This window comes from Yersinia enterocolitica subsp. enterocolitica (assembly GCF_901472495.1).
In the GTDB taxonomy this organism is placed as follows: domain Bacteria; phylum Pseudomonadota; class Gammaproteobacteria; order Enterobacterales; family Enterobacteriaceae; genus Yersinia; species Yersinia enterocolitica.
Window position 1 is genome coordinate 225,082 of sequence record NZ_LR590469.1, and the last position, 26,218, is coordinate 251,299.

A 26,218-nucleotide genomic window follows, 5' to 3' on the forward strand; every position below is an offset into this window, starting at 1 on the left:
CACGGATTAATAAGGCATTTTATGAGTGAGCATTTTGTTGGTAAATATGAGGTTGAGTTGAAGTTCCAGGTATCGGATATTGCTCAATTGCATAAACAGTTAGTTAGGCATAAAGCAATTGCATTTGCCGTCGATAATGATGAAAAAGATAGCTATTTGGAGGCGAATGGCGGTGATTTAGCGGCTAAGCAGATAAGTATGGTTTTACGAGAAATGAATCCATCAGGTATTCGTTTGTGGATAGTTAAAGGGCCAGGCACCGAACGTTGCGAAGCGACTAATATTGAAGATATCGATAAAGTGCAGAGTATGTTGTCAACATTAGGTTATCAGCCTGCGTTTACATTGGAGAAACGACGTAGCATCTATTTTGTTGGAAAATTTCATGTCACGGTTGATAACCTGGCGGGATTGGGTGATTTTGCTGAAATAGCTATTATGACTGATGATGCCTCGGTGCTTGATAATCTCAAGGCTGAATGCCGAGATTTAGCCGATAGATTAGGGTTATTGGCAGAACAACAAGAAAGTCGGTCATACCGACAGCTATTGGGTTTCTAGCGAGTACACGAAGAACCCCCATGATGTCATATTGGCCGTTCCAGGTGTCACGGCCAGATAGCCCTATTTTTTCATCAAAGACTTCAAGTTAGCGAATGGATTATGGGTGGCAACTCCCTGATCATTCTGTGCATCATCACCAGCAATTACTGTCGAACCATAGAGATCTGCTTCGGTATATTTGGAGTGTTCATGGTCATGGCAAAAAAGGCATAACATCTCCCAATTGCTGCCATCTTCGGGGTTATTACTGTGATCATGGTCGATATGGTGAACGGTCAGTTCGCGCAGATTGGAATAAACGAATTCTCGTGAACATTTACCGCAAACCCACGGAAAAATCTTCAACGCTTTTTCTCTATACCCACTTTCCAACCGCGCGTAGTTCTTCGGTATATATGCCATATCAGCCTTCTATTCTACGAAAAAATAATGGTTCTATTTTAGCGTGAAAGCAGGCAGTAGACTATCTACTATTGGCTATTAATCTTTAGGTCATACACCATCATTAGAGCCAGTCTCTATAGGAAGATATTGAATCAATTATAAAAAAATGTGTCTAGATATTCATGTAGATACGGAGACTTTTTGAGACTTTTGCTGATGATTTAATGAGATAAGTCGTTTTACACTATCACTGAGTTTTTATAGTCACTTTTTTACATTTTTCAGTATAGAGTTATTAGCATAAGGTTATGTGTATCTCGCTAATAGACTTATTTTACGGCAGGCAATATAGCGTGTTTAGCCTGAAATCCTTTGCCGATACAGTTGAGGCGATATGAAAGAATCTGAGGTACTGGCCGAAGTCAGTAATGAAAACCAGACATTAGTAGCCGTGGTGCAACAAGACCAGCGGGTAGTGTATTTCTATATTTATCCGCAAGAGGCGTTTGAAGAGCGTTTTCCTGTTCGCGCTTGTTGGGTGAGGAATTTGGTTGCAGCGCCAATATCGGTTGATAATGTCGCCCTTGAACAAGGTTTAGCACCGCGATTAGCTGCCGAGTTTTGCCGTAATGTGGCCGGTGAAGCTGAACTTGATGCACAGTTTATTTCAATTATCTGGTCAGAAAGTGATGATGGCGCAGCATTATGGTATCAGGGGCAATTACTGGCGATTATTCCCGGTTGGAGTTTATATATTGATCACTCAGTTTGTTACTCAGCCAGTTGTATTAAAGATAACCCACTAACATTACCTCTGGGTTCAGCTTCCACTAATACTCAATATGCTCGTGCTCAAAATACACGTCAATTTTGGCGAACCTGGCAGCAGGAAGAAGGGAATCCTTGGCCTGCATTACAGGCCGAATATATTCAGTGCTATGAACAACATTTCGGCCCTGCGATAAAATATTATGCCATCGATCAAGGTAAGTGGCCGCCTATGGCTATCTCACAACACGAAAAAGAGGGAATATATTATTTTCTGACGTTGGGGGTTAGTATTCGTCCTCAGCCATGGGTTGAAATATTATTCAATGACGATGCGACTAAATACCGGCGTTTCGAAATGGCTATAGCAATTGATAGCCAATTTGTTAATGAGGATAATGCTATTCATATGGCTAGCGCACTGGCCGGTTTTGCTCATGTACCTTGGGGCAAAATAACCTGGCTGGGGGAGGGGCATACCTTGGAGTCAGAAGTTGCCCCTCAAGGGTATGAAGGCTATATTTTATCAGCAAAGTTTTATGACAATGCTGATAGCCTAATATTGCCTCTTCAGCAAGATGACCCGGTTAATATATATTGGGCTAGCCCTGTCTTTGCCAGTGAAAGAGAATTAGCCCATAGTGCACCGAATGGTGGGTATGATTTGCTGAAAAAGCTGCAACAACAGGGAGTTAATCATATTTTTTCACCGCGTGAATCTGTTATTTAATTTCGTCTGAATATGGCAGATTTGATTTGCAGATTTTGTTATTCGGGTCTTAACTTAACAATGACGATAGCAGTTTGAGGCTGTAATGTTAAATTTGTAATGAGTGAAATAGGTAAATCTGCTATCAGTGATTTTTAATTTTATGGAGGTGCTTATGGGCATACTATCTTGGATTATTTTTGGTCTTATCGCCGGTATTTTGGCTAAATGGATTATGCCAGGAGAGGATGGTGGTGGTTTTATTATGACTATAATCCTCGGCGTAGTGGGTGCGCTGGTTGGTGGCTATATCAGTACTTTCTTTGGGATGGGCAAGGTTGATGGCTTTAACTTTGGCAGCTTTGTGGTGGCTGTTATCGGCTCGCTGGTTGTGCTATTTGTCTACCGAAAGTTGAGAAGTTAGAGGCTATTTAAATGCTTTCACAGTAATTTTAAATAATTATTAGCTGCGAAATCAGCATTAATCAAGAAATATAGACTTATCAAAATATAGGAAGGTGGCTAAATTTTTGTCACCTTTCTCTCATAAAACTATCATCAATATGCAATAAAAATATTCGTTAATGGTTCATGATTACAGGCAATCTGAGAGACATGACATGGGCCAGGCGTTACGTAAATTCACTGTGGCTGATTATCCAGCTGCGGTGCCAGAATCACGTAAAAAGGTACTTGCTGTTAAAGGTTTAGTTAAGGTGTATAAGTCACAGCATCGAGTTCTGGATGATATTAATTTTGAGCTTCACGCGGGTGAGTTTGTCGCAATAATTGGCCGTTCTGGTGCCGGTAAATCGACATTATTGCATGTTTTAAATGGTACTATTCCCAGTAGTGCTGGTGAAATTATTAATTACCATGACAATGGTGAGACCCAGAATATCGCTGCTCTGACAACCAAGCAGATGAGAAAGTGGCGAGCCAAATGTGGCATGATTTTTCAAGATTTCTGTTTGGTTCCGCGCCTCGATGTTATGACAAATGTTTTATTAGGCCGCCTCAGTTATACCTCCACACTAAAATCATTTTTTAAAATTTTTGCAGACCAGGATCGCGCCAGGGCAATCGAATTGTTGCAATGGCTTAATATGCTGCCACATGCCTTGCAACGTGCAGAAAACCTCTCGGGTGGGCAAATGCAGCGAGTGGCTATTTGTCGTGCCATGATGCAAAACCCCAAAATATTATTGGCTGATGAGCCCGTTGCTTCTTTGGACCCCAAAAACACCACGCGTATTATGAATACATTGCAGAAAATAAGTGAAGACGATATTGCAGTCGTCGTTAACTTACACTCTGTCGATTTAGTAAAAGAGTATTGTACAAGAGTCATTGGTATTGCTCATGGACGAATCATTTTTGACGGACATCCCTCTATGCTGAATGACACTATTATTCAGGATATATATAGCGATGAATCAACGGAGCTTTTGCATTAATTCCCACTTATCCCTTTATCAGAATAGGTTATTTTAATGAAAAAAGTACTTTGTCTTACCTCATTATTGGCAAGCATGATGGTATTTAATGCCACGGCAGCGGATGCACCAAAAGAAATTAATCTGGGTATTTTGGGCGGACAGAATGCGACACAGCAAATTGGTGATAATATGTGTGTCAAAGAATTCTTGGATAAAGAATTAAACGTTAAAACTAATTTACATAACGCTTCTGACTACTCAGGGGTGATTCAAGGTTTACTTGGTGGGAAGATTGACCTGGTATTAAGTATGTCTCCCTCCTCTTTTGCCTCTGTTTATATTAAAGATCCTAAAGCCGTCGATATCGTGGGTATTGCTATTGATGATACTGACAAGTCGCGCGGTTATCACTCAGTTGTGGTCGTCAAAGCCGATAGCCCTTATCAGAAAATTGAAGATTTAAAGGGCAAAGCATTTGGTTTCGCTGATCCAGACTCAACTTCAGGTTTCTTGATCCCTAATCAAGTCTTTAAACAGAAATTAGGCGGGACAGCCGATAACAAATATAACAATTTCTTCTCTAGCGTGACATTCTCTGGCGGCCATGAGCAGGATATTCTGGGGGTTATTAACGGTCAATTTGACGGTGCGGTTACATGGGCATCAATGATCGGCGATTACAATACCGGTTATACCAGTGGCGCATTTACCCGTATGATTAGGATGGATCATCCAGATTTAATGAAACAGATCCGTATTATCTGGGAATCCCCACTTATTCCTAATGGCCCGATTTTAGTCCGTGGTGCATTGCCACCTGAATTTAAAGCACAACTCGTAGCTGCGGTTAAAAAACTGGATAAAGAAGATCACGCCTGCTTTATCAAAGCAATGGGCGGCAAACAGCATATTGGTGAGACATCACTAAGTGAATATCAAACAATCATTGATATGAAGCGCGAATTAACCAAAGGCGACCGCTAAGTCGGCTCTGCGAATAAAAATAGTTTAGCTCTGGCTTGCTGGAGCTATTTTTTAGGTGGTAGCTAATTTTGAATACGGACTTCAACCATTACTATCAGCGGGTTCGCGCTAAACAGAAACGTGAAACGTTGATTTGGTCATTGACGCTGGTCATTATCTATCTTGGTGCGGGAAGTATTGCTGAGTTTAATTTACATACTGTTTTTATTTCTATTCCGTCTTTTTTTGATTATCTGGTTGAAACTATCCCCGAACTCCATTTGCATAAACTATTGGCGGATGGTCATACGGAAGGCTCGCTGGCTTATTGGGGATATCGTCTGCCAATTCAGTTACCGCTAATCTGGGAAACGCTGCAATTGGCTGTGGCGTCGACAATCTTGTCGGTAATGGTTGCTATTACTCTGGCTTTTTTGGCGGCGAATAATACTCAAAATCCATCCTGGTTGAGATTATCTATCCGGACCTTTGTCGCCTTTTTACGCACGATGCCAGAATTAGCATGGGCAGTGATGTTTGTCATGGCTTTTGGAATTGGGGCGATTCCCGGTTTTTTGGCGCTGGCCTTACACACTATTGGCAGCTTAACCAAGTTGTTTTACGAATCATTGGAAACCGCATCTGATAAACCTGTTCGCGGCCTCGCTGCTTGTGGGGCGGGTAAATTGCAACGGATGCGCTTTGCATTTTGGCCACAAGTAAAACCCATATTTCTTTCTTATAGTTTTATGCGGCTGGAAATTAATTTTCGCCAATCGACTATTTTGGGTTTGGTGGGAGCGGGGGGAATCGGTCAGGAGTTAATGACCTCAATAAAATTGGATCGCTATGATCAGGTGAGTATGACACTACTGCTGATTATTATCGTGGTTTCGCTGTTGGATTACACATCCGGCAAATTACGCAAGCGAGTTGTGGAAGGGGGTTCATAATGCTAAATAATAATCTAACCGCAGAGCAGCTCTTTACACTGAAGCAACAGTATCCGCAGATTTTCTTACAGCAAACACGCTATATCAGATGGGTTACTATCATTGGGGTAGCTATTTTTTTATATTACCTTTTTTTCTTTAAAACCTTTGGCATTCCCTGGCTGGCATTTGTAAATGGTAGCCAGCAAATAAGCCGATATTTTTTGCGCATGTTTGTTTGGCATGACTTCGTCAATTGGCCATTTAGATATTACTTTGGCCAGATTTTTATTACCTTAGCCATTGTATTTGCCGGAACACTCACTGCCACTCTGATTGCTTTACCCCTGTCATTCCTGGCGGCGCGAAATGTGATGTCGACACCGAGTTTACGCCTTATTTCATTTGTCGTGCGACGTTTCCTGGATATCTTTCGTGGCATTGATATGGCGATTTGGGGGCTGATTTTTGTGCGCGCAGTGGGTATGGGGCCACTTGCTGGGGTGTTGGCGATTATTATGCAAGATATGGGGTTGCTCGGTAAACTTTATGCAGAAGGACATGAAGCGGTAGATAAATCACCTAATCGTGGTTTGACCGCCATGGGAGCCAATGCTTTGCAAAAACAGCGTTTTGGTATTTTCACTCAGTCTTTCCCCACTTTTTTAGCGCTAAGCCTCTATCAGATTGAATCCAATACCCGGTCGGCCGCAGTGTTAGGTTTTGTTGGGGCAGGAGGGATCGGCTTAGTTTATGCCGAGAATATGCGCTTATGGAATTGGGATGTCGTGATGTTTATTACATTAATCATGGTGGTTATTGTCATGATTATGGATAAAGTCTCCGCTACTTTACGAAAGAAATATATTGTTGGTGAGGAAATCGCACTTTATCAGCCAATCAAAAATATTAAATCTAAAATTTAATATCTATTCTAATAATTAAGGTAAGTGTTTGTTTATGCCTTGCCTTAATTTATTTTTTTACTAAAAATAGCTAATTAATAATTATACTTCATGATTTTTTATTTCTGCTGTATTTTTATCATCAATCAGATTTACATTGAGAAAATTGGTGTGGATCTATACAATACTGCCCGCTAGACGTTAAAGAAGATTTTTGTTTTTCTTGCGATATTCGCACACGTCTAATCTACATAATAGGAATAGGGCAGTAATATGATCAACAACGATGTGCTCCGTAGTGTTCGCTATATGCTTAACGTAAACGATACCAAGATAACTGAAATCATTAAGCTGGCTGACTTTGAAGTGGACAATGCGGATGTCGTTAATTTTCTTAAAAAAGAAGATGAAGCCGGTTATCAGGATTGCCCTGATCTGGTGATGGCACATTTCCTCAATGGCCTGATTTTCTTTAGGCGCGGTAAAGATGACAAGTTCCCGGCACCTGCGGTAGAGCCAGTTATCACTAACAATATCGTGCTAAAAAAACTGCGTGTGGCGTTTGAATTGAAAGACACCGATATGCATGATGTGTTCAACGCCGTCGAGTTTCCAGTATCCAAACCTGAGTTAAATGCTTTGTTCCGTAAAGAAGGCAGCAAAAATTTCCGTCCATGTGGTGATCAGGTATTGCGCTATTTCCTTAAGGGTTTGACATTACGTATACGTGGTCCTAAAAAATAGAAATAATCATGTCGATATAAAATCGGATGTTGATTGCCAGTAAAAGAGCAGGAGTAGCAATTTGCTATTCCTGTTTTTCGTTAATTAGCGAGATAACCTCACTCTATTTTTAAATTAGCCCATCTCAGTTAGTCTTTTCTTTATATATCTCCCCTTTCAGTGTTGCACTATATGTGCTCGTTTGTTGCGCAATAATGGTGCAGATAATTAGGCTGTATATCAGGCTATTTGGTCGAAATATTTATAATGTTAAATTAAATCATCAAGATATAAAACTGGCACGGCGATTGCGCAGAGTCATTCAATCTTGTGTGTTTTTACTCAACGACCAGAGGTTAACGCTATGCAACATCGTAACTTAATTAAGGTTTTTGCGCTTTCAGCTTCGGTTGTCAGTCTGGGGGTGGCTTTTGGCACACTGGCCGCTGATACTATTAAAGTGGGTATTTTGCACTCGTTGTCTGGCACGATGGCTATTTCTGAGACTCCCCTGAAAGATATGGCGTTAATGAGTATTGATGATATCAATGCGCACGGTGGAGTATTAGGTAAACAACTTGAGCCGGTTATTGTTGACCCAGCATCTAACTGGCCGTTATTTGCCGAAAAAGCACGGCAATTATTAACACAAGATAAAGTCGCTGTTGTTTTCGGTGCCTGGACTTCGGTCTCTCGTAAATCAGTTTTGCCGGTATTTGAAGAGCTTAATGGTTTATTGTTTTACCCGGTACAGTATGAAGGTGAGGAGATGTCACCGAATGTTTTCTACACCGGCGCGGCACCAAATCAGCAAGCTATCCCCGCAGTGGAATATTTATTGAGTGAAGATGGTGGTGCGGCGAAGCGCTTTATTCTGTTAGGTACTGATTATGTTTATCCGCGAACAACCAATAAAATTTTACGGGCGTTCCTGCACAGTAAAGGTATTCAGGATAAAGATATCGAGGAGGTTTATACCCCGTTCGGCTATAGCGATTACCAAACGATCGTGAGTAATATTAAAAAGTTCTCAGCCGATGGCAAAACTGCAGTTATCTCCACCATCAATGGTGATTCGAATGTTCCTTTCTACAAAGAATTAGCCAATCAGGGCATTAAAGCCACTGATGTGCCAGTCATTGCTTTTTCTGTGGGTGAAGAAGAACTTCGCGGTATTGATACTAAACCATTAGTGGGCAATCTCGCGGCGTGGAATTACTTCCAATCAGTCGATAATCCAACTAATAAAAAGTTTGTTGAGCAATGGAAAGCTTATGCCAAAGCTCACAAGTTGCCGAATGCTGATACCGCTGTGACCAATGACCCGATGGAAGCAACCTGGGTTGGCATGCATATGTGGGCGCAGGCGGTGGAGAAAGCCAAATCAACTGATGTGGATAAAGTGCGCGCCGCAATGGCTGGGCAAACCTATCCGGCACCCTCCGGCTTTACCTTAACCATGGATAAGACAAATCACCATTTACATAAACCCGTGATGATTGGCGAAATCGAAGCTGATGGGCAGTTCAATGTGGTGTGGCAGACGGATGCCCCGATTCGCGCTCAGCCGTGGAGCCCATTTATCGCCGGAAATGACAAAAAACCGGACCATCCAGTGAAAACTACCCAGTAGCGCCGACTCTCCGGAGTCAGTCAAATGTTGCTGCCTCCGGCTCTTTTTTGGCACATATCCGTGATGAGTGGGCTTATGAAATCGTTAATTCCTGTTTGGAGTAGAACGGCCAATGATTTGCTTAGGGCTATGCTGTGCCTGCTATTAGGCATGTCGACATTTGCGATGGCAGGGCCAGCTCATGATTTTGCTGTGGCTAATCGTTCGCAACAGATCACGATGTTGCAGCAATGGGCGACAGAACCGGATGCGAGTCGTTTAGCATTATTACAAGCGCTTAAACAAGAAACGTTAGTGATAGACAGTGCTGGGCAGGTTTTTGTCCAGAATCATCAGGTTTTCACCCCTTTGGAGGGGCTGTTACAACCCACTGACGTACCGAAGAAAATATGGCTCAACAACCGGTTACGTATTTTAATTGCTAATGCTTTGGCGGCTCAACGGCTGGTCAGTGACGATGTATCTGTGCGTTTAAATGCGGCACAGGAATTACAGCAGCAGGCGCAAAGTGATCAACTGCCGCTACTTAATCAGCGTTTGAAATTAGAAACTGACAGCAAAGTCAAAGAAGCGCTGAACATTGCGCTGGCAAATTTACAACTGACCGACAGCAACCCGCAAATACGGTTAAACGCCGTACAACTGTTAGGGCAATCGGGCTCACCGCAGACTCAATCACGGCTGCAAAACTTAACTGATGCCAAGGTTGAGCCTGATGCACAGGTACGTGCGGCGGCGGCCAGTAGTTTAAAGCAGGTGCAAAACCGATTGATGGTGGGAGATGTGATCGGGCAGGTATTTAGCGGGCTGTCGCTGGGATCTATCTTACTGTTGGCCGCGCTGGGATTAGCCATCACTTATGGGTTACTGGGCGTTATCAATATGGCTCATGGCGAGATGTTGATGCTGGGAGCCTACTCCGCCTATTTAGTGCAATCCCTGTTTCAACAACTTGCTCCACATTGGCTGGCACTCTATCCATTGGTCGCTTTACCGGTTGCTTTCTTTATTACCGCTGGAATTGGTATGGCTTTAGAGCGAACCGTGATTCGACATCTGTACGGCCGCCCACTAGAAACCCTACTAGCAACTTGGGGGATCAGCTTGATGCTTATTCAGGGGGTACGGATGATTTTTGGCGCGCAAAATTTGGAAGTGGCTAACCCTGCCTGGTTATCGGGTGGCGTGCAACTTTTACCTAATCTGGTTCTACCGTGGAATCGGATTGCCGTTATTGCTTTCGTTGTGATTGTTTTGCTACTCACTTGGTTATTGCTGAATAAAACTCGCCTTGGATTGCAGGTGCGAGCAGTGACACAAAACCGTGCAATGGCCGCGTGTTGCGGGGTAGCAACTGGGAAAGTCGATATGTTGGCTTTTGGGTTAGGGTCTGGTATTGCCGGCTTAGGGGGCGTTGCGCTATCGCAGCTTGGAAATGTCGGCCCGGAATTAGGGCAGGGTTATATTATCGACTCTTTCCTGGTGGTGGTGCTTGGCGGGGTCGGGCAATTAGCGGGTAGTGTTATGGCGGCTTTGGGGCTGGGCATGCTAAATAAAATTCTGGAACCGCAGATTGGTGCAGTGCTGGGCAAGATATTGATTTTAGTGCTGATCATTTTGTTTATTCAAAAACGACCGCAAGGTCTGTTTGCCCTCAAGGGCAGGGTGAGTGACTAATGAATCAACCTTTGGCGATAACCTTGGCGAAGAAAGCCCCAACCCTTAGTTTGTCATTAGCAGGTATAGTCACTATTTTACTGATTATTCTTCCTTTTTTGGCATTATTGCCTGCGGATAACCCACTGGCTATCTCGACATATACCTTAACCGTTGTTGGTAAGATTCTGTGTTATGCAGTGGTTGCCATTGCATTAGATCTGGTGTGGGGCTATGCCGGATTATTATCTCTCGGTCATGGCTTATTCTTTGCCCTAGGGGGATATGCCATGGGAATGTACCTGATGCGGCAAGCTGCTGGTGATGGTTTGCCCGCTTTCATGTCTTTTCTCTCATGGTCTGAATTGCCGTGGTTTTGGCGTGGTAGCCAATATTTTATTTGGGCGTTGTGCTTGATTGTAGTGGTGCCCGGTTTATTGGCTTTTATTTTTGGTTACTTTGCCTTTCGCTCCAAAATAAAAGGTGTCTACTTTTCCATTATGACTCAGGCATTAACCTACGCCGGCATGCTGCTATTTTTCCGCAATGAAACCGGTTTTGGTGGCAATAACGGTTTCACCGGTTTTACAACTATGTTGGGTTTTTCAGTATCAGCAACCTCCACACGTATTGCCTTATTTCTGGCAACACTCGCACTGCTTATTGCCAGTTTGGCTCTCGGGTTTGCCGTGGCGCGCACCAAATTTGGCCGGATACTGACTGCGGTGCGCGATGCTGAAAACCGCCTGACATTCTGTGGCTATGATCCTAAAGGTTTCAAGCTGTTTATCTGGACATTATCAGCCGTGTTGTGTGCTTTGGCGGGTGCGCTATATGTGCCGCAGGTTGGTATTATCAATCCCAGTGAAATGTCACCCACTAACTCCATTGAAGCTGCAATTTGGGTTGCGTTAGGTGGGCGCGGCACTTTGATTGGACCGGTACTGGGGGCTGGCATTGTTAATGGTGCAAAAAGCTGGTTCACCATGGCAATGCCCGAATACTGGCAATTCTTCCTCGGTTTGATCTTTATTTTAGTGACTTTGTTCTTACCTAAAGGGGTTATTGGCTTGCTGAGACGGGGAAAAGACAAATGAGTCGATTTCAAATTACAGAACAACTGATTTACCCTGAAATTATTGCTCAGGAGCCAGGTGCGATACAGCATGCAGCGGATAAGTATCGTCAACAGCGAGATCCGGTACTGACTCTGGAAAATATCAACGTCAGTTTTGATGGTTTTCAGGTGTTGAGGAACCTTTCGCTGCAAATAGGCGTCGGTGAACTGCGTTGTATTATCGGCCCAAACGGCGCAGGCAAAACAACACTGATGGATGTCATTACCGGTAAAACTCGCCCACAGAGTGGCAAGATGATGTACGACCAACACCATGACCTCTCTGTTATGAATACAATTGAAATTGCTCAGGCAGGTATTGGGCGAAAATTCCAAAAACCGACAGTATTTGAAGCGTTGAGCGTGTTCGAAAATCTTGAACTGGCCCAAAAAAGTGCCAAAACTGTTTGGGCCAGTTTGCGCGCTAAGTTAAACAGTGAACAGCGGGATCAAATTGATGAAACGTTAACTATGCTGCGCCTAAATAATATGCGCCAGCGGCCTGCAGGTTTGTTATCTCATGGGCAGAAACAGTTTCTTGAAATCGGGATGTTATTAGTACAAGACCCACATTTGCTGTTGTTGGATGAGCCAGCCGCTGGGATGACGGATGCAGAAACGGCTTATACCGCCGAGCTGTTTAACCAATTGGCTGGGAAGCATTCATTGATGGTGGTGGAGCACGATATGGGGTTTGTGGAGACCATTGCCGACCATGTCACCGTATTACATCAGGGGCAAGTGTTAGCTGAGGGAACACTGGCTGAGGTGCAGACAAATGAGCAGGTGATAGAGGTGTATTTAGGGCGCTGAACCGCTCTGACTCTGCGTTGCCTCCCCTCATTTGGGTTGACTAAACTTCGGGGGATCGCGCCTTGATTCACAGCGGTTGCGCCGCTTTCTTTTCATATCGCGTTATCTGGGTATTTAAGGGCAAAATATGCTGCAAGTGAATGAACTTGATCAATATTATGGTGGAAGCCATATCTTGCGCGGCTTGTCATTCGAGGCAGCCATAGGTGAGGTAACTTGCTTATTGGGCCGTAATGGTGTGGGTAAAACAACATTACTGAAATGCCTGATGGGGCTAGTACCAGTCAAGAACGGTACCATTAGTTGGGAGGGGAAAGATATTAGCCATCAATCACCCCATCAGCGAGTTAAAGGGGGGATTGCCTATGTGCCACAAGGGCGGGAAATTTTCCCCCGATTAACAGTAGAAGAGAACATTCTGTTAGGTCTTTCCCGCTTTTCCGGTTCACAAAGTCAGGTCGTACCAGAACATATTTATCAACTCTTCCCTGTTTTGCAGGAAATGAAACATCGCCGCGGCGGTGATTTATCGGGCGGGCAGCGACAACAACTGGCTATTGGGCGGGCGCTGGCTTGTCAACCTCGTTTGCTCATTCTTGATGAACCCACAGAAGGCATTCAGCCCTCGGTTATTAAGGAAATCGGTTTAGTTATCAAGACACTGGCAGCCCAAGGGGATATGGCTATTTTGCTGGTTGAGCAATTTTATGATTTTGCCGCAGAGCTGGCGGATAGCTATCTGGTGATGTCCCGCGGCAAAATTGTCCAGCGAGGTCACGGTACCGATATGGAGCTTGAGGGTGTCCGTAGCCTGGTCGCAATTTGAGTTATTTTATGACAGCTTAGTGCTATCGATTGGGAGCGAATCAGAAGCACCCCATTCAGCCCAAGAACCGTCATACAGTGCTATAGACGGTGCATTGACAGCAGCTAATCCCAGAGCAACCACTGCAGCTGTAACACCTGAGCCACAACTGGTAATAATGGGTTTGGTTAAATCCACCCCTTGGGTGGCAAAAATAGCTTCCAGTGCTTGTGGTGATTTCAGGTTACCATTTTCAACCATACTCCCCCAAGGCACATTAATACTGCCGGGGATGCGACCAAGACGTAATCCAGGACGAGGTTCTGGTTCCAGAGCTTTAAATCTGGCTGCTGGACGAGCATCTAAAATCTGTATTTCATTGTTTCCCAGTGCGGCTAAAACCTCATGAACATTTTTGACAGCAGCATCATTGAATGTTGCGTTGAAGGTTTGAGGTGTTGGGAATGTTGGGCCGCTTTCTAATGCCAAACCTGCCTGTTGCCATCCACTAAAACCACCGGCCAGTATATATACGTTTTTGGCGCCGAAGATACGGAGTGTCCACCAAACCCGTGGTGCTGAAAATAGGTTGCCATCATCATAAATGACTAAGGTATGTTGCTCACTAATCCCTAATTGGCCGACCATCTCACTGAATACTTGTGGAGATGGCAACATATGAGGCAAATCGGTGCTGCTATCTGCAATTGCATCAATATCAAAGTAAACAGCTCCGGGGATATGCCCTTGCTCAAACTCGGCCTGAATATTTCTTTTGGGGATTAATCCTGGCGGTGACATTCTGGCATCCAGAATAACGATGTTGGTATCATCAATATGTTCTGCCAGCCATTGTGGTGTAACCAAAAAAGATGAGTTCATAGCAAGTTACCTGTCGAAATTATAAAGAAGCAGCTTAGTTGAGTGCTTTATCGTGGTGTTCACTATATAACGAAATCACCGCATTGAAACCCAGAGTTGTCAGCAATGCATATTGCCCCGCAAAATTTAAATTTATAGTTTCATTTGTTTCATAAAAAGAATAAATAATTCATTTGTTGGTTTTTTATGATTTCTTTTTGTGAGCTAAGAGGCTTGGTTTACTACTTGTTAATGCAAAATTTCATCGGACTGGGAAGATTAAATGAGTTGCTTCGCAAAAAAGGTTTTTCATTCCTATTTAGTCTTGAATGTGAAATTTTAATTTCGTATAACCGTTGACAAGTAGCGGCTCCTCATGGGGCCTAAATCCTAAACACGCGAGGGGAATAGAATGCAAAAGGTTCGAATCGGCCTTATTGGTACCGGTTATATTGGTCGCTGTCATGCTATTGCTTATGCGCAGGTTGCGACGGTTTTTCCTTTAAAGGGTTTGCCTGTATTAGAAATGCTGGCAGAGGTCACACCTGAGTTGGCTCAACAACGAGCTGAAGAATTTGGTTTTTCCCGATCAACTGCAAATTGGCAAGAATTGGTTTCTGACCCAGCTATTGATGTCGTAGATATTTGTGCGCCAAATTTCTTACACAAAGAAATGGCTCTTGCGGCTATAAACCATGGTAAGCATGTTTATTCCGAAAAACCGCTGGCACTTAATGCCGCAGATGCCAAAGAAATGGCCGAGGCAGCACGCGCTAAAGGGGTGAAAACGTTGGTGGGATTCAACTATATGAAGAACCCAACTAGCCAGTTAGCCCGCGAGATCATTGCCAATGGCGAGATTGGCGATATCGTGCATTTTTATGGCACTCATAATGAAGATTATCTGGCAGACCCGCAAACACCGTTGGATTGGCACTGCACTAAGGCGCAGGCGGGGCTAGGAGCATTAGGTGATTTAGCCGCACACATTGTCAATATGGCCCATTATCTGGTGGGTGATATCACTAATGTATGTGGTGATATGCAGACGGTGATTAAGCAGCGGCCTGATCCAAAAAATCCCTCATTGTTACGTGAAGTAGAAAATGAAGATCAGGCAAGTGCGCTAGTTCGTTTTGCCAATGGAGCAATGGGGACTATTGAGACTTCACGTATTGCTTGTGGTCGCAAAATGGGTTTGACCTATGTGGTCACAGGAACCAAAGGCACAATCAGTTATTCCCAAGAACGAATGGCTGAATTGCAGCTCTATCGCCACGATGAACCCCACTCCAGACAAGGGTTTAAAACACTGCTTACAGGGCCATTGCACCCCGACTATGCAGCATTTTGTGTAAGTGCTGGGCATGGTATTGGATTTAACGACCAAAAAACGGTCGAGATCCGTGATTTGATTAACGGAATTGCTGCCGGTGATCGTATGTGGCCGGATTTCGACGAAGGCTGGAAGGTCTCCAGAGTTCTCGATGCTATTGCTACTTCAGCAGAGGAACTGTGCTGGGTTAATGTAGTTGAAAATTGATGTGGTTCATCATAGCTCATCGCTTTTTGAGTTTAGTCAGATCAAAGCAAAAGGCGATTATCACATTCTCATATTTACATAGTATTTTAAGTTAGTTAGCAGCAGGGATCATTAAGCTGATACTGGTGAGAATTATGCCAAGTATGAGTCCTCAATATGCCTGCTGCTGATACCAAATTTAATCACCGTGGAGCCGGGGCTGCTTATTATCTTAGCGAGCAACAACGGGCTAGAATAAAACTATTGTCTCGCTCTTGGGTATGGCGGCTGGAATTGCCTACCTGGATATTGATAGGGGTTATTTATACTGGCTGGTTTGCTTGTGTTATTTATTGGCAGCAATTAGGCACAGTGCTAGTAAGCATACTGCTAATATTATTTACCGCGTGGTATATGTCACTACAACATGAGCTGATTCATGGTCATCCAACTCGCTGGCGAGGGGTAAATCAGCTGTTAGGTACTTTGCCACTGGCAGTATGGTACCCCTATGGTCTTTATCGTGACTCCCATATTCAACACCATAAAGATGAGGATCTGACTCATCCTGAAAAAGATCCAGAATGCTATTATTACACCGCAAAGCAATGGCAACATTTTCCGCAATTATTCAAAGGTATTGTTCGTATTAGCAATACCTTTTCTGGCCGATTAATTTTGGGACCCGCGTTAGATATCATCGCCACCATTCGCAGTACAATCCGTGCTTTTATTACCGGCGATCATCCGGCCATTGCAATGTGGTTGGCTCATTTTGGTTTACTTGGCTTATTGTTTTACTGGATGGCTGGTTATGGTATTTCGGCTATTTTTTATATTTTGGTAATTAGCTATCCCGCCCTTAGTTTGACCAAGGTAAGATCCTTTTTTGAGCATCGTGTGGCTGAAAACAGCGCAGCACGTTCTACTCTAAATGAGGCTGCATGGCCATGGCGTCTACTCTTTTTAAACCTCAATTATCATTTGGTTCACCACGATTTACCGGCTTTACCCTGGTATGGATTGCGCCGGATTTATCTGGAAAGTCGGGTTCAATATCAGCATCGCAGCGAGCAATTTGTGGTGAATGGCTATACTGAATGGTTCGAAGCATTTGTTTTTACAGCTTTGGAGATAGAAATTCATCCTTTTTACGATAGTGAAAATAAAGCCCCGGCTGAGGAAAGGCTGCACACTGTAATTGACAGGGGAAATGGGCATACCGAGTCAGTCTAAAGTGACTTATCAAAGTGAAAATGAAGGTATCAGGCCATCTACAAAATCGGAGGTATTGTTTTCACTTATCTGTATTTTGCTGTTGTTATATACAGTAATTTGTGTAATCTTAACAGTCATCCTTGTCAGTAACGCGCGTTTAAATACTTAGCTATCATACTGTTATCTATAGAAGTGGCAGGCCAGTTAGCCTAGTCTGACCTGAATAATATATTTAATATCAATTGGTTATTTGGTTTATTTTCGACTAAATCTAATATGGTTGCTGATTTGTTAATGGTTTTGGTTTTATGCCTTGCTGAAATTGGCATTTCACCGACATTAATGAATGAACTTTCATTAACCCTTGAGCACATAGAGGTAAAGCATGGCAAAGACCTTAACCCGTAGCCGGATTTTTGCGTTAGCTACAGTAATGTTGGCTGTTTCAGGTGGTGCGTCACAGGCTGCTGATACTGTCCGTGTTGGCTCAAAAATTGATACTGAAGGCTCATTGCTAGGCAATATTATTGTGCAGGTTCTTGATGCTAACGGGATTAAAACCACCAATAAATCGCAGTTGGGCACCACCAAAGTGGTGCGCGGGGCTATCACTGCGGGTGAGATTGATATTTACCCTGAATACACGGGTAATGGTGCCTTTTTCTTCTCTGATGAAAAAGATCCTGCCTGGAAAGATGCGAAAGCAGGTTATGAAAAAGTAAAAGCACTGGATTATGAGAAAAATAAACTGGTGTGGCTTTCACCGGCACCAGCGAACAATACCTGGACCATTGCTGTTCGCCAGGATTTGGCCAGCGCAAATAATTTGAAAACCCTGGATGATTTAGGTAAATGGATTAATGCGGGTGGCAAATTCAAATTGGCGGCCTCAGCTGAGTTTATTGAAAGACCTGATGCCCTGCCTGCTTTCCAACAAGCATATGGCTTCAAATTGAATCAAGACCAACTCTTATCATTGGCTGGTGGTGATACAGCGGTAACAATTAAAGCCGCCGCTGAGCAAACCTCGGGAGTGAATGCCGCCATGGCGTATGGCACCGATGGCCCGGTAGCGGCACTAGGTCTGCAAACGTTGGAAGATACTAAAGGTGTACAACCTATCTATGCGCCAACCCCAATAATCCGTGAAACCACACTGAAAGCGCATCCTAATATCCCTGCTTTGCTTGATCCCGTATTTGCCACTCTTGATAGTGCAACCTTGCAAAAACTGAATGCTCGTATTGCGGTTGAAGGTCAGGATGCTAAGAAAGTCGCGGCCAATTACCTGAAAGAAAAAGGGTTTGTAAAAGGATAGTCGTGTGTATCAGGGAGGGTGCTATAGCTATCAATATGTATAGCACTCCCCAATAAACAGATAATTCATTGTTTCGTTTAGGATTATCTGTCATGGAGATAGATTTTTATGTCTGTAAAAAACCGAGTCCTGTTAGCGCTGGTTATTTTGATGATTTTATCAGGAGTCGGGCTTTCTTTTGTCAGCCATGCACCCAATCGGTTGATATCAGGGCAGGGAATTTCATTAATATCGTTGATAACAGGGTCAGTTTGGTGGTTGTTAGTACCGATATTGATGCTGGCTAGCTTCGCTTTCTTTAAACAAAGTACTGTGCTGTATTGGGCCACAGTTTTGATAGCCGAACTGCTGTTATTCGGTTTGTTGTTACTGGCTGGTACAACCGCTACACAACTTGCTGGCGGCGAAGAAAGCCTGGTTCGCACATCTCTAGGCGGTGGGTTCTGGCTGATGAGTGGGATGAGCATTTTGATTGCTATCGATAGTTTGTCTCGTGCGGTTGTGAATCCTATCTGGCGCAGTATGGCTAATGTTTTGCTGCTTCTGCCCGTCGTAATATTGCTAGCTACCGGGCAACTCGATCAACTGTCATTGCTGAAAGAATACGTTAATCGGCAAGATGTGTTTAATGATGCATTATGGCAACACCTTCAAATCCTGTTTGCAACGTTAGTGCCAGCAATGTTTTTGGGTATTCCCCTTGGCCTGTTCTGCTTCCGCTCCACTCGCTTTCAAGTTGCTGTTTTTTCAATATTAAATATTATTCAAACTATTCCATCCATTGCTTTATTTGGTCTGCTGATTGCACCTTTGGCTGGGTTGGCTGCGGCTATTCCCTGGCTGGCAGAGCATGGAGTGAGTGGTATCGGGTTAGCGCCAGCGATTGTTGCACTGGTACTTTATGCTTTATTGCCGCTAGTACGTAATGTAGTTGCCGGGTTAGACGCTGTGCCAGACAGTGTTGTTGAATCGGCACGAGGAATGGGAATGACCCGCAGCCAGTTATTCTTTCGGGTGCAGATACCCATTGCCATGCCACTTATTGTATCTGGCGTTCGGATTATTGCCGTGCAGACAGTCGGTTTGGCTGTTGTCGCCGCACTAATTGGTGCGGGTGGCTTGGGTGCGATTGTATTCCAAGGTTTGCTGAGCAGTGCATTGGATTTGGTGTTGTTGGGTGTAATCCCCGTGGTAGTGATGGCGGTAGTAGTTGATTCGCTGTTTAAATTCATCGTTATTTTTATGGATACTTCGCATCGATGATTCATTTCCATCAGGTAAGTAAATACTTTGCCGGTAAACGGGCTGTAGATAATCTAACGTTACAGATCGCAAAAGGGGAATTTACGGTATTGATAGGTACCTCGGGTTCCGGTAAGTCGACCACACTAAAAATGATTAACCGACTTATTGAACATGATGAAGGGGAAATTCATTTTGCCGGAGAGGAAATTCGTAATTATAAGCCCGAAGATATACGCCGTCGCATGGGTTATGCCATCCAATCAATAGGGCTATTCCCCCATTGGACTGTGGAACGCAATATTGGCACCGTACCACAATTGCTCAAATGGCCTCAGGAGCGTATTCGACTGCGGGTGATTGAATTGCTTGAGTTATTGCATCTGGATCCAGAACAATTTCTTCATCGTTATCCTCATCAATTATCAGGTGGACAGCAACAAAGGGTAGGTGTTGCTCGAGCTTTGGCCGCAGATCCAGAAGTATTGCTAATGGACGAACCCTTTGGGGCATTAGACCCAGTGACTCGTTCGGCATTGCAGTTTGAAATTACCCGTATTCATCAATTATCGGGGCGGACTATTGTGCTGGTTACCCATGATATTGATGAAGCTTTGGCTTTGGCTGACCGTATAGTATTGATGGATGGTGGGCGAGTTATCCAACAAGGGACACCTCTGGAAATGTTAACTCAGCCCGCGAATGGCTTTGTGCGTGATTTTTTTGGCCGCAGTGATTTAGGCATTAAGTTGTTGTCACTCGGGCGAGCCGAACAACGTATCAGGCGCGGTGAAACTATGATAGGGCAGCCCATACTGGGTACAACGAGCTTGCGAGAAGCACTTTCTCTGTTTGTGTCACGCCAGACAGATAAATTGCTGGTGGCCGATGAACAGGGGCAACCATTGGGGGTACTTTATTTTGCTGATTTGATTGCGGATGTAGATAGGGGCGAAGTATGAAACCGACTGACTTCAACATTAGTGAGGATAAAAAGTGTCTAATGGAGAAGCTTAAATCAGGGCTACTGTGCGGGTTAACCGACCCTCTTTGTTGGGCATTGCTGTTATTGGCTGGTCTGGTTTTTGGTATGACCTCCTTGGGGGGCTTTTTTTCGGCGTTATTCCCAGATCTCGACAGGCCGATATATGTGCAAGATACATTTTGGTCACTGGTAGTCGCCCATGTTCTCCTGGTGCTAATTTCCAGCATTATCGCTGTTTTTATTGGGGTGAGCGCCGGTGTTGCCGTGACACGTCCAGCAGGGAAAGAGTTTCGTTCGGTGGTAGAAACTATTGTCGCGATGGGGCAGACATTTCCCCCTGTAGCGGTGCTTGCTATTGCCGTGCCGGTGATGGGATTTAGCGAAAAACCCGCGATTATTGCTTTAGTGCTTTATGGTTTATTACCTATTTTACAAGGGGCTATTACAGGTGTTGAGTCTGTTTCCCGGGATATCCGTGAGGTGGCTGCTGGGGTAGGAATGAGCGCCAGACAGATCTTGTGGCGAGTGGAATTACCGTTGGCTGCCCCGGTTATTGTCGCGGGGATCCGAACGTCAGTCATTATTAATATTGGTACTGCTGCTATTGCTTCCACTGTAGGGACGAAAACCTTGGGATCGCCAATTATTATTGGACTGAGCGGATTTAATACCGCCTATGTTATCCAGGGAGCTATTGTGGTTGCCTTATTGGCGATTATTACCGATATGATCTTTACACGGTGGAATCGGCGTTTATCTCGCTGGAGAGAATTGCAGTCTCTTCCTGCAGCAAAAAATCACTGATACTTCGGTTTTTACTACTCTTCTTAAGTAGGTGCTAATATTGATTTCACTGCCGATGTACGGGGTTCGGCCACCACAAGATGTGCAACCTTTTTGGCAATTATTGTTGCGGCAATTGCACAAACATGGCGTCACGGCAGTTCCCGAGCAATTATGTTGGCCCTCAGATTTACTACAACATTGGCGTGATCCTACACTGCTTTTGAGTCAGACCTGTGGTTTTCCTCTCGTGACTTTATTACAACAGCAAGTTCAGTTGGTTGGCGCATTCAGCTATCAATCACCTTATTGCTCAGGGGAGTATTACCGCAGTTTAGTTGTGGTCCGTGCAGATGAAGAAGGGCTGCAGCTTTCTGACTTTCGCTATCGTGTCGTTGCATTCAACAGCACAGACTCCCAGTCAGGATATAATGCTTTGCGTGCTTTGATTGCGCCACTGGCGATCAAGGGGAAGTTCTTTTCTCGTGCAGTAGCTTCGGGTGGACACTATCGTTCTATCGAAATGATTCAACAGCGGCAAGCAGATATTGCCGCGATAGATTGCGTAAGTTTTGCATTATTACAGCGTGATAACCCATCAGCGGTTGCCGGATTAAAAATTGTCGCGCAAACCGATATTGCTCCAGGCTTGCCATTGATTACCTCGTTAGCGACATCTAAAGAGCAGCTAAACCAGATACGTCAGGCCATAACAGCTACTGTCAACTCTCCCGAGGCAAGCTCCGCTAAGGATAAATTATTGATCAAAGAATTTAGCACGTTGCCGTGGTCGGCCTATGACGAGATTAAGCAGATGGAAAAAAAGGCTGCGGCATTAGGCGTAATAACGCTTTAAAACAAGGAATATTGAAGTCCTGATTCTTGATGAAGTATGTTGAGGTACAGATATAAGACGGCAGTAAAATGCCGTCAGACTGCTGACGAACTTCAATGGCTCGATCTTGCAAGGTGGGGACAGGTAGAAGAGTAAAGCATCCGCGCCAGGGATGCTTGTTTTAACAAAAGAAGTACGGCGTCTTGACGATCTGCCTGTTTTCACCGCTGCGGGCACTTTGCCATTAACCTCGTCTTAGGCCTGATTATGAATAGCTACAGCAGGCCACCGCCGTCAATATCAAGCACGCTACCGGTCATGAAGCTATTTTCCAGTAATAAGATATAGGCGCTAGCAATATCAACTGGTTGGCCTACTCTACCCACTGGCAGTGAAGCACTAACTTTGGGACTGCGGGAGTTTGTCTGAAGCGGCTCGGCGGTTGAATATAACACCAGCAGCGGCCAGCATTGCAGTAAAGCGTCTGGAATCACAATTGGGCGTTCGCTTGTTGGTACGCTCAACCCGCAGTTTGCGGCTAACAGAGGAAGGTATTAGTTATCTGGATAGCGCGCGTATTGCACTAGGGGCATTAATTGAGGGGGAGCAGGCCATTCAGCGGAAAATGACCGGATTATCTGGGGTTTTGCAACTTTCAGCGCCTTCAGATTTTGGTCGCAATTTATTAGTTAACTGGCTCAATGATTTCAAGCAACAACATCCGCATATTCAATTGCACTTGTTACTTAATGATCGTCACGCAGATCTCTTTCGCGAACCCGTGGATATCGCTTTACGTTTTGGCGTGCCGACTGACTCCAGTTTGGTGGCACTACCTATTTTGTCTCACCATCGGCGGATGCTCTGCGCCAGCCCAGCCTATCTTGCCCGCAATGGTGTGCCGCAAACGCCAGCACAATTGGTGAATCATCAATCGGTGTTATATCAGCGTAATGGCCGCCTTTATAATCAATGGCGATTAATGCGGCAAGACGATATTCAGGAAGTCACTATGTCTGGTGAATACATCAGTGATGATGGTGAAATTGCCCGGCGTTGGGCACTGGCGGGGCTGGGGATCGCCAATAAAGCCGCTATTGATGTGATTGCGGATATTCGTGCAGGGCGCTTGGTTCAGGTACTACCGGACTGGCAGGGTGAGATTTTACCCTTAAATTTATTATGCCCCCACCGCTCACAGGTGTCAGAACGGGTTAGGGGCTTGCAGACTTTTTTGCAGCAGCGATGCCGCGAATGGATGGGAACTTATGGTGATTCCTGACCGTTATTGGATAAGCCCGCAGGGCCAATATCAGACAATGGGCTGGACTGCGTAGTTTCAGTTTCATGTGGGGTGGTTGAACGGGTATAAATGTTCAGTCCAGCCAGAAAAACGCCACCTAATGAACTCAGAGCCATTACCGCAATCAGGATAATGAGTGCTTTTCTCAGCATAATTATTTTCACTTTTTATCTAAACAGCGTGAATTATAGCCCGTTGGCTAAATGAAACAACCATGTTGCATTCTCGGACAATTAGCGTGGTTTGAACAAAAATTTCCCCAGCGTCACCAAAACCACTGCAGAAACAATAACAGCTAACGCGCACCATTCCGTGGTGGATAGACTTTCACCGGCAAAACCAATACCCAATAATACTGCAACTACCGGATTTACATAGGCATAGCTGGTTGCAACAGCGGGGCGGACATTTTTCAGCAAAAACATGTAAGCACTGATAGCCAGCATGGAACCAAAAACAATCAAATAGAGTAGTGAGAGGATTCCTCCCATTGAGGGCATTTGATTGAGCTCTTCGCCGCTTAATGCACTGGCAAGTAACAGAACAACGCCAGCAACCAGCATTTGTGCTGCACCAGACATCGCTCCACTTGGCAACGCCAGCCGTGAGCTCCAAACCGAGCCGAATGCCCAACTGGCTGACGCCAGTAATATCAACATCGCACCCAGTGGGTTACCTAATAAGTTACTGCCGGTATTGAGTAATATAATGCCCACTAACCCGAGAGCAATGCCCGACCATTCCAGCTTAGTATTACGCATTCCCCATAACATACTGAAACACAAAGTGAATAATGGAACGGTCGCGACCATAACGGCAGCAATACCGGAGGGGACATGTTGGTGTTCTGCAATGGTGACCAACCCATTACCGATAGCCAATAATAAAACACCAATTGCGCTGGCCCCCATCCATTGGCGCAAAGTCGGCAGAGCATGACCGCGAATAGCCAGGAAGCTGAACAGTAAGACTCCGGCAATCAGGTAGCGTAATCCCGCCATCATCAACGGTGGCCAGCTTTCGACCCCGATTCGAATGACCAGATAGGTAGAACCCCAGACGAAGTATAAGGTGAACAGTGAACCGACTAGCAACCACAGATTACGGTTATTTTGCTTCAGCATAGTTATTCAATAGGAAAGGAACAGTAAAACAGAGATGTATCAGTAAACATGAGAATAGTGATCGTTACCAAAGGTTTTTATTATTTTTTTACGTTTTAATTTTTCGTCTAAAATTTTCATTAAAACAGAGAGTTATTCTTATGGTTAACAACTGCCGGGTTAATAGACAGTGACAAAAGCTACTCTTCTCAAGAAAGCAAAAATTGCTTCAGGCATGATGCATAAAATCAGGTGGCTCAACTGAGCTTATATGACAATTATCAGACAAGGTGAGTGATTTATGGGGCCGATGGAGAGTCAGATTAGAATACGCATTACTAATCTTATACGTACTTATTCCGGCCTGGTGGCACTATTGTCACTGTTTATGATGCCAGTAGCCGAGGCGGTACAGAGTGAATATGCTTTTTTATCTCCCAGCGTATTACAGCATAATCAACGGGCTATCGCGCAAAATAACAAGAAAGGGCAAGAGCAGATCCCCGTGACAACACAGCAGGCTTACCGCCAGTTATTGCAGCAAGCGGACAAAATACTGAAACAACCCAACCCCAGTGTCATGGATAAAAATAGAGTTCCGCCCAGTGGCTCTAAGCATGATTATCTGAGTCTCAGTGCGTATTGGTGGCCAGATAGTCAAAAAACTGATGGTTTACCTTGGATACGCCAAGACGGGCAGATTAATCCCGCCAGTAAAAATGAAGACAGTGATGGTGTACGTTTGGCTGATTTTACTGCAAAGGTACAGGCATTGACGTTAGCTTGGTATTTTTCCGGTGAACAGAAATATGCGGATAAAGCCATTAGCCTGATTCGAACCTGGTTTATTGACCCGGATACTCGCATGAATCCTAACCTGGATTTCGCTCAGGGAGTACCGGGAATTGCCGCAGGGCGCGGAACGGGAGTTTTGGATGGGCGTTACTTTGCCACTCGCATTGTCGATTCGTTGATTATGCTACAGCAGAATAAAAACTGGACGGTGCAAGATGAAAAGCAGATTCGGCACTGGATGACAGAGTATCTACAGTGGTTACGCTACAGTGCAGCAGGTAAAAAAGAAGCTGCGGCGCAGAATAATCACGGCAATTGGTATGCGGTACAAGTGGCGGGTATCGCCTGGTATTTGCAACAACCGATTATCGTAGTTGAGATGGCTGAGTTGCTGAAAACCAAACTGAATAGCCAATTAGCAGCAGATGGTTCACAACCGCTGGAGTTGGCGCGAACGCGCTCATTCCATTACAGCTATTTCAGTTTGCAAGCGGCCATACTGATGGCCCAATTGGCAGATAAAGTTCATGTCGATCTGTGGCATTACCACACTCCGAATGGCAGTGGTTTAATTAAAGCGCTTGATTTTATGGCTCCTTTTTCTAACGAACAAAACAAATGGCCCTACCATAGTCTTGATCATATTGGTGTACGACTCGTGCCTCTGATGGTTGAGACAGACAAAGCGTTGGGTGAAAATCGCTACCAACAATGGATACAGCAAGCTGATTTTTCCGCTAACAATAACAAGCGAAGAGGTGCGGTAACTGAAGCCTTGCGTGACATTGGGCTATTATTTGTATCGGTTAACAAATAGTGGATAATAAAAAGCCGGGAGGGAT

Annotated in this window: 26 protein-coding genes and 1 pseudogene; 22 read left to right on the forward strand and 5 right to left on the reverse strand. The window is 44.5% G+C overall.

The genetic code is table 11. The features are described from left to right. Window positions 1-21: 21 nt before the first annotated feature. Complete coding sequence (locus FGL26_RS01115) at window positions 22-561, forward strand: class IV adenylate cyclase (protein ID WP_005168125.1); 540 nt, start codon at window positions 22-24, stop codon at window positions 559-561. Window positions 562-624: 63 nt separating this feature from the next. On the opposite strand, the gene yajD is transcribed toward FGL26_RS01115, so the two are convergent. Further along, complete coding sequence (gene yajD, locus FGL26_RS01120) at window positions 625-966, reverse strand: HNH nuclease YajD (protein WP_005158894.1); 342 nt, start codon at window positions 964-966, stop codon at window positions 625-627. 376 nt (window positions 967-1,342) lie between these two features. Between yajD and FGL26_RS01125 the strand changes: the two genes are divergently transcribed. The 12 genes from FGL26_RS01125 to urtE all read left to right on the forward strand — a co-directional run bounded on the left by FGL26_RS01125 (window position 1,343) and on the right by urtE (window position 13,432). Next, window positions 1,343-2,446 (forward strand): suppressor of fused domain protein, encoded by a 1,104-nt coding sequence (locus tag FGL26_RS01125; RefSeq protein ID WP_005168128.1) that lies wholly within the window; start codon window positions 1,343-1,345, stop codon window positions 2,444-2,446. A gap of 154 nt (window positions 2,447-2,600) precedes the next feature. Continuing rightward, window positions 2,601-2,849, forward strand: coding sequence for a GlsB/YeaQ/YmgE family stress response membrane protein (locus tag FGL26_RS01130; protein WP_005158887.1), 249 nt, complete (start codon window positions 2,601-2,603; stop codon window positions 2,847-2,849). Between the two features lie 196 nt (window positions 2,850-3,045). Next, the gene (phnC, locus tag FGL26_RS01135; RefSeq protein ID WP_005168130.1) at window positions 3,046-3,882 is read left to right on the forward strand and encodes a phosphonate ABC transporter ATP-binding protein; all 837 of its coding nucleotides are present in this window, start codon (window positions 3,046-3,048) and stop codon (window positions 3,880-3,882) included. A gap of 36 nt (window positions 3,883-3,918) precedes the next feature. Then, entirely contained in the window at window positions 3,919-4,848 is a 930-nt protein-coding gene (phnD, locus tag FGL26_RS01140; RefSeq protein ID WP_005158874.1) for a phosphonate ABC transporter substrate-binding protein, read from the forward strand. 68 nt (window positions 4,849-4,916) lie between these two features. Further along, complete coding sequence (gene phnE / locus FGL26_RS01145; protein WP_005168131.1) at window positions 4,917-5,780, forward strand: phosphonate ABC transporter, permease protein PhnE; 864 nt, start codon at window positions 4,917-4,919, stop codon at window positions 5,778-5,780. Beyond that, the gene (gene phnE, locus FGL26_RS01150) at window positions 5,780-6,685 is read left to right on the forward strand and encodes a phosphonate ABC transporter, permease protein PhnE (protein ID WP_005168132.1); all 906 of its coding nucleotides are present in this window, start codon (window positions 5,780-5,782) and stop codon (window positions 6,683-6,685) included. Before phnE (FGL26_RS01145) ends, phnE (FGL26_RS01150) begins: the two co-directional genes overlap by 1 nt. 252 nt (window positions 6,686-6,937) lie before the next feature. Then, window positions 6,938-7,408 carry a YehS family protein gene (locus tag FGL26_RS01155; protein WP_005168133.1) on the forward strand — a complete coding sequence of 157 codons (471 nt, stop codon included), beginning with the start codon at window positions 6,938-6,940 and terminating at the stop codon, window positions 7,406-7,408. Between the two features lie 343 nt (window positions 7,409-7,751). Then, entirely contained in the window at window positions 7,752-9,020 is a 1,269-nt protein-coding gene (gene urtA / locus FGL26_RS01160; RefSeq protein ID WP_005168134.1) for an urea ABC transporter substrate-binding protein, read from the forward strand. A gap of 75 nt (window positions 9,021-9,095) precedes the next feature. Beyond that, window positions 9,096-10,697 (forward strand): urea ABC transporter permease subunit UrtB, encoded by a 1,602-nt coding sequence (gene urtB / locus FGL26_RS01165; protein WP_032912942.1) that lies wholly within the window; start codon window positions 9,096-9,098, stop codon window positions 10,695-10,697. Next, the gene (gene urtC / locus FGL26_RS01170; protein WP_005168138.1) at window positions 10,697-11,773 is read left to right on the forward strand and encodes an urea ABC transporter permease subunit UrtC; all 1,077 of its coding nucleotides are present in this window, start codon (window positions 10,697-10,699) and stop codon (window positions 11,771-11,773) included. Before urtB ends, urtC begins: the two co-directional genes overlap by 1 nt. Beyond that, entirely contained in the window at window positions 11,770-12,606 is an 837-nt protein-coding gene (gene urtD, locus FGL26_RS01175; RefSeq protein WP_005168142.1) for an urea ABC transporter ATP-binding protein UrtD, read from the forward strand. The genes urtC and urtD overlap by 4 nt, the downstream gene beginning before the upstream one ends. Before the next feature lie 127 nt (window positions 12,607-12,733). Beyond that, the gene (gene urtE, locus FGL26_RS01180) at window positions 12,734-13,432 is read left to right on the forward strand and encodes an urea ABC transporter ATP-binding subunit UrtE (RefSeq protein WP_005168144.1); all 699 of its coding nucleotides are present in this window, start codon (window positions 12,734-12,736) and stop codon (window positions 13,430-13,432) included. Between the two features lie 6 nt (window positions 13,433-13,438). On the opposite strand, the gene sseA is transcribed toward urtE, so the two are convergent. Continuing rightward, a complete protein-coding gene (sseA, locus tag FGL26_RS01185) occupies window positions 13,439-14,293 on the reverse strand; it encodes a 3-mercaptopyruvate sulfurtransferase (RefSeq protein ID WP_005168147.1) in 855 nt (284 codons plus the stop codon). Between the two features lie 391 nt (window positions 14,294-14,684). Here sseA and FGL26_RS01190 point away from each other — a divergent pair, with 391 nt between their 5' ends. From FGL26_RS01190 to FGL26_RS01220, 7 genes are all read left to right on the forward strand, one after another. After that, window positions 14,685-15,815, forward strand: a complete 1,131-nt coding sequence (locus tag FGL26_RS01190) for a Gfo/Idh/MocA family protein (RefSeq protein WP_005168149.1) — start codon at window positions 14,685-14,687, stop codon at window positions 15,813-15,815. A gap of 156 nt (window positions 15,816-15,971) precedes the next feature. Beyond that, window positions 15,972-17,030: a fatty acid desaturase gene (locus FGL26_RS01195; protein WP_032912666.1), complete on the forward strand. Its 1,059-nt coding sequence runs from the start codon at window positions 15,972-15,974 to the stop codon at window positions 17,028-17,030. Window positions 17,031-17,397: 367 nt separating this feature from the next. Beyond that, on the forward strand, window positions 17,398-18,330 hold the full coding sequence (gene osmF, locus FGL26_RS01200; RefSeq protein ID WP_005168154.1) for a glycine betaine ABC transporter substrate-binding protein OsmF: 933 nt from the start codon (window positions 17,398-17,400) through the stop codon (window positions 18,328-18,330). 108 nt (window positions 18,331-18,438) lie between these two features. Further along, a complete protein-coding gene (locus FGL26_RS01205; protein ID WP_005168156.1) occupies window positions 18,439-19,593 on the forward strand; it encodes an ABC transporter permease in 1,155 nt (384 codons plus the stop codon). Continuing rightward, window positions 19,590-20,534, forward strand: a complete 945-nt coding sequence (locus tag FGL26_RS01210; protein WP_032912667.1) for an ABC transporter ATP-binding protein — start codon at window positions 19,590-19,592, stop codon at window positions 20,532-20,534. Before FGL26_RS01205 ends, FGL26_RS01210 begins: the two co-directional genes overlap by 4 nt. Window positions 20,535-20,662: 128 nt before the next feature. Beyond that, the gene (locus tag FGL26_RS01215) at window positions 20,663-21,361 is read left to right on the forward strand and encodes an ABC transporter permease (RefSeq protein WP_174531808.1); all 699 of its coding nucleotides are present in this window, start codon (window positions 20,663-20,665) and stop codon (window positions 21,359-21,361) included. A 55-nt stretch (window positions 21,362-21,416) separates the two neighbouring features. Then, a complete protein-coding gene (locus tag FGL26_RS01220; protein ID WP_005168162.1) occupies window positions 21,417-22,196 on the forward strand; it encodes a phosphate/phosphite/phosphonate ABC transporter substrate-binding protein in 780 nt (259 codons plus the stop codon). 254 nt (window positions 22,197-22,450) lie between these two features. Here FGL26_RS01220 and FGL26_RS21595 read toward each other — a convergent pair. Further along, window positions 22,451-22,585: pseudogene (locus tag FGL26_RS21595) on the reverse strand (SDR family oxidoreductase); the annotation flags it as partial. A gap of 11 nt (window positions 22,586-22,596) precedes the next feature. Here FGL26_RS21595 and FGL26_RS01230 point away from each other — a divergent pair. Beyond that, entirely contained in the window at window positions 22,597-23,457 is an 861-nt protein-coding gene (locus FGL26_RS01230; RefSeq protein WP_050498971.1) for a LysR family transcriptional regulator, read from the forward strand. Here FGL26_RS01230 and FGL26_RS01235 read toward each other — a convergent pair. Together FGL26_RS01235 and yedA are read right to left on the reverse strand one after the other, a co-directional pair. After that, window positions 23,442-23,630, reverse strand: a complete 189-nt coding sequence (locus tag FGL26_RS01235; RefSeq protein ID WP_005158818.1) for a hypothetical protein — start codon at window positions 23,628-23,630, stop codon at window positions 23,442-23,444. The two genes, FGL26_RS01230 and FGL26_RS01235, sit on opposite strands and share 16 nt — an antisense overlap. A gap of 81 nt (window positions 23,631-23,711) precedes the next feature. Further along, window positions 23,712-24,602 carry a drug/metabolite exporter YedA gene (yedA, locus tag FGL26_RS01240; RefSeq protein ID WP_005168169.1) on the reverse strand — a complete coding sequence of 297 codons (891 nt, stop codon included), beginning with the start codon at window positions 24,600-24,602 and terminating at the stop codon, window positions 23,712-23,714. A 280-nt stretch (window positions 24,603-24,882) separates the two neighbouring features. Here yedA and FGL26_RS01245 point away from each other — a divergent pair, with 280 nt between their 5' ends. After that, the gene (locus FGL26_RS01245) at window positions 24,883-26,193 is read left to right on the forward strand and encodes an alginate lyase family protein (protein ID WP_005168171.1); all 1,311 of its coding nucleotides are present in this window, start codon (window positions 24,883-24,885) and stop codon (window positions 26,191-26,193) included. The last annotated feature ends 25 nt before the right edge of the window (window positions 26,194-26,218 follow it).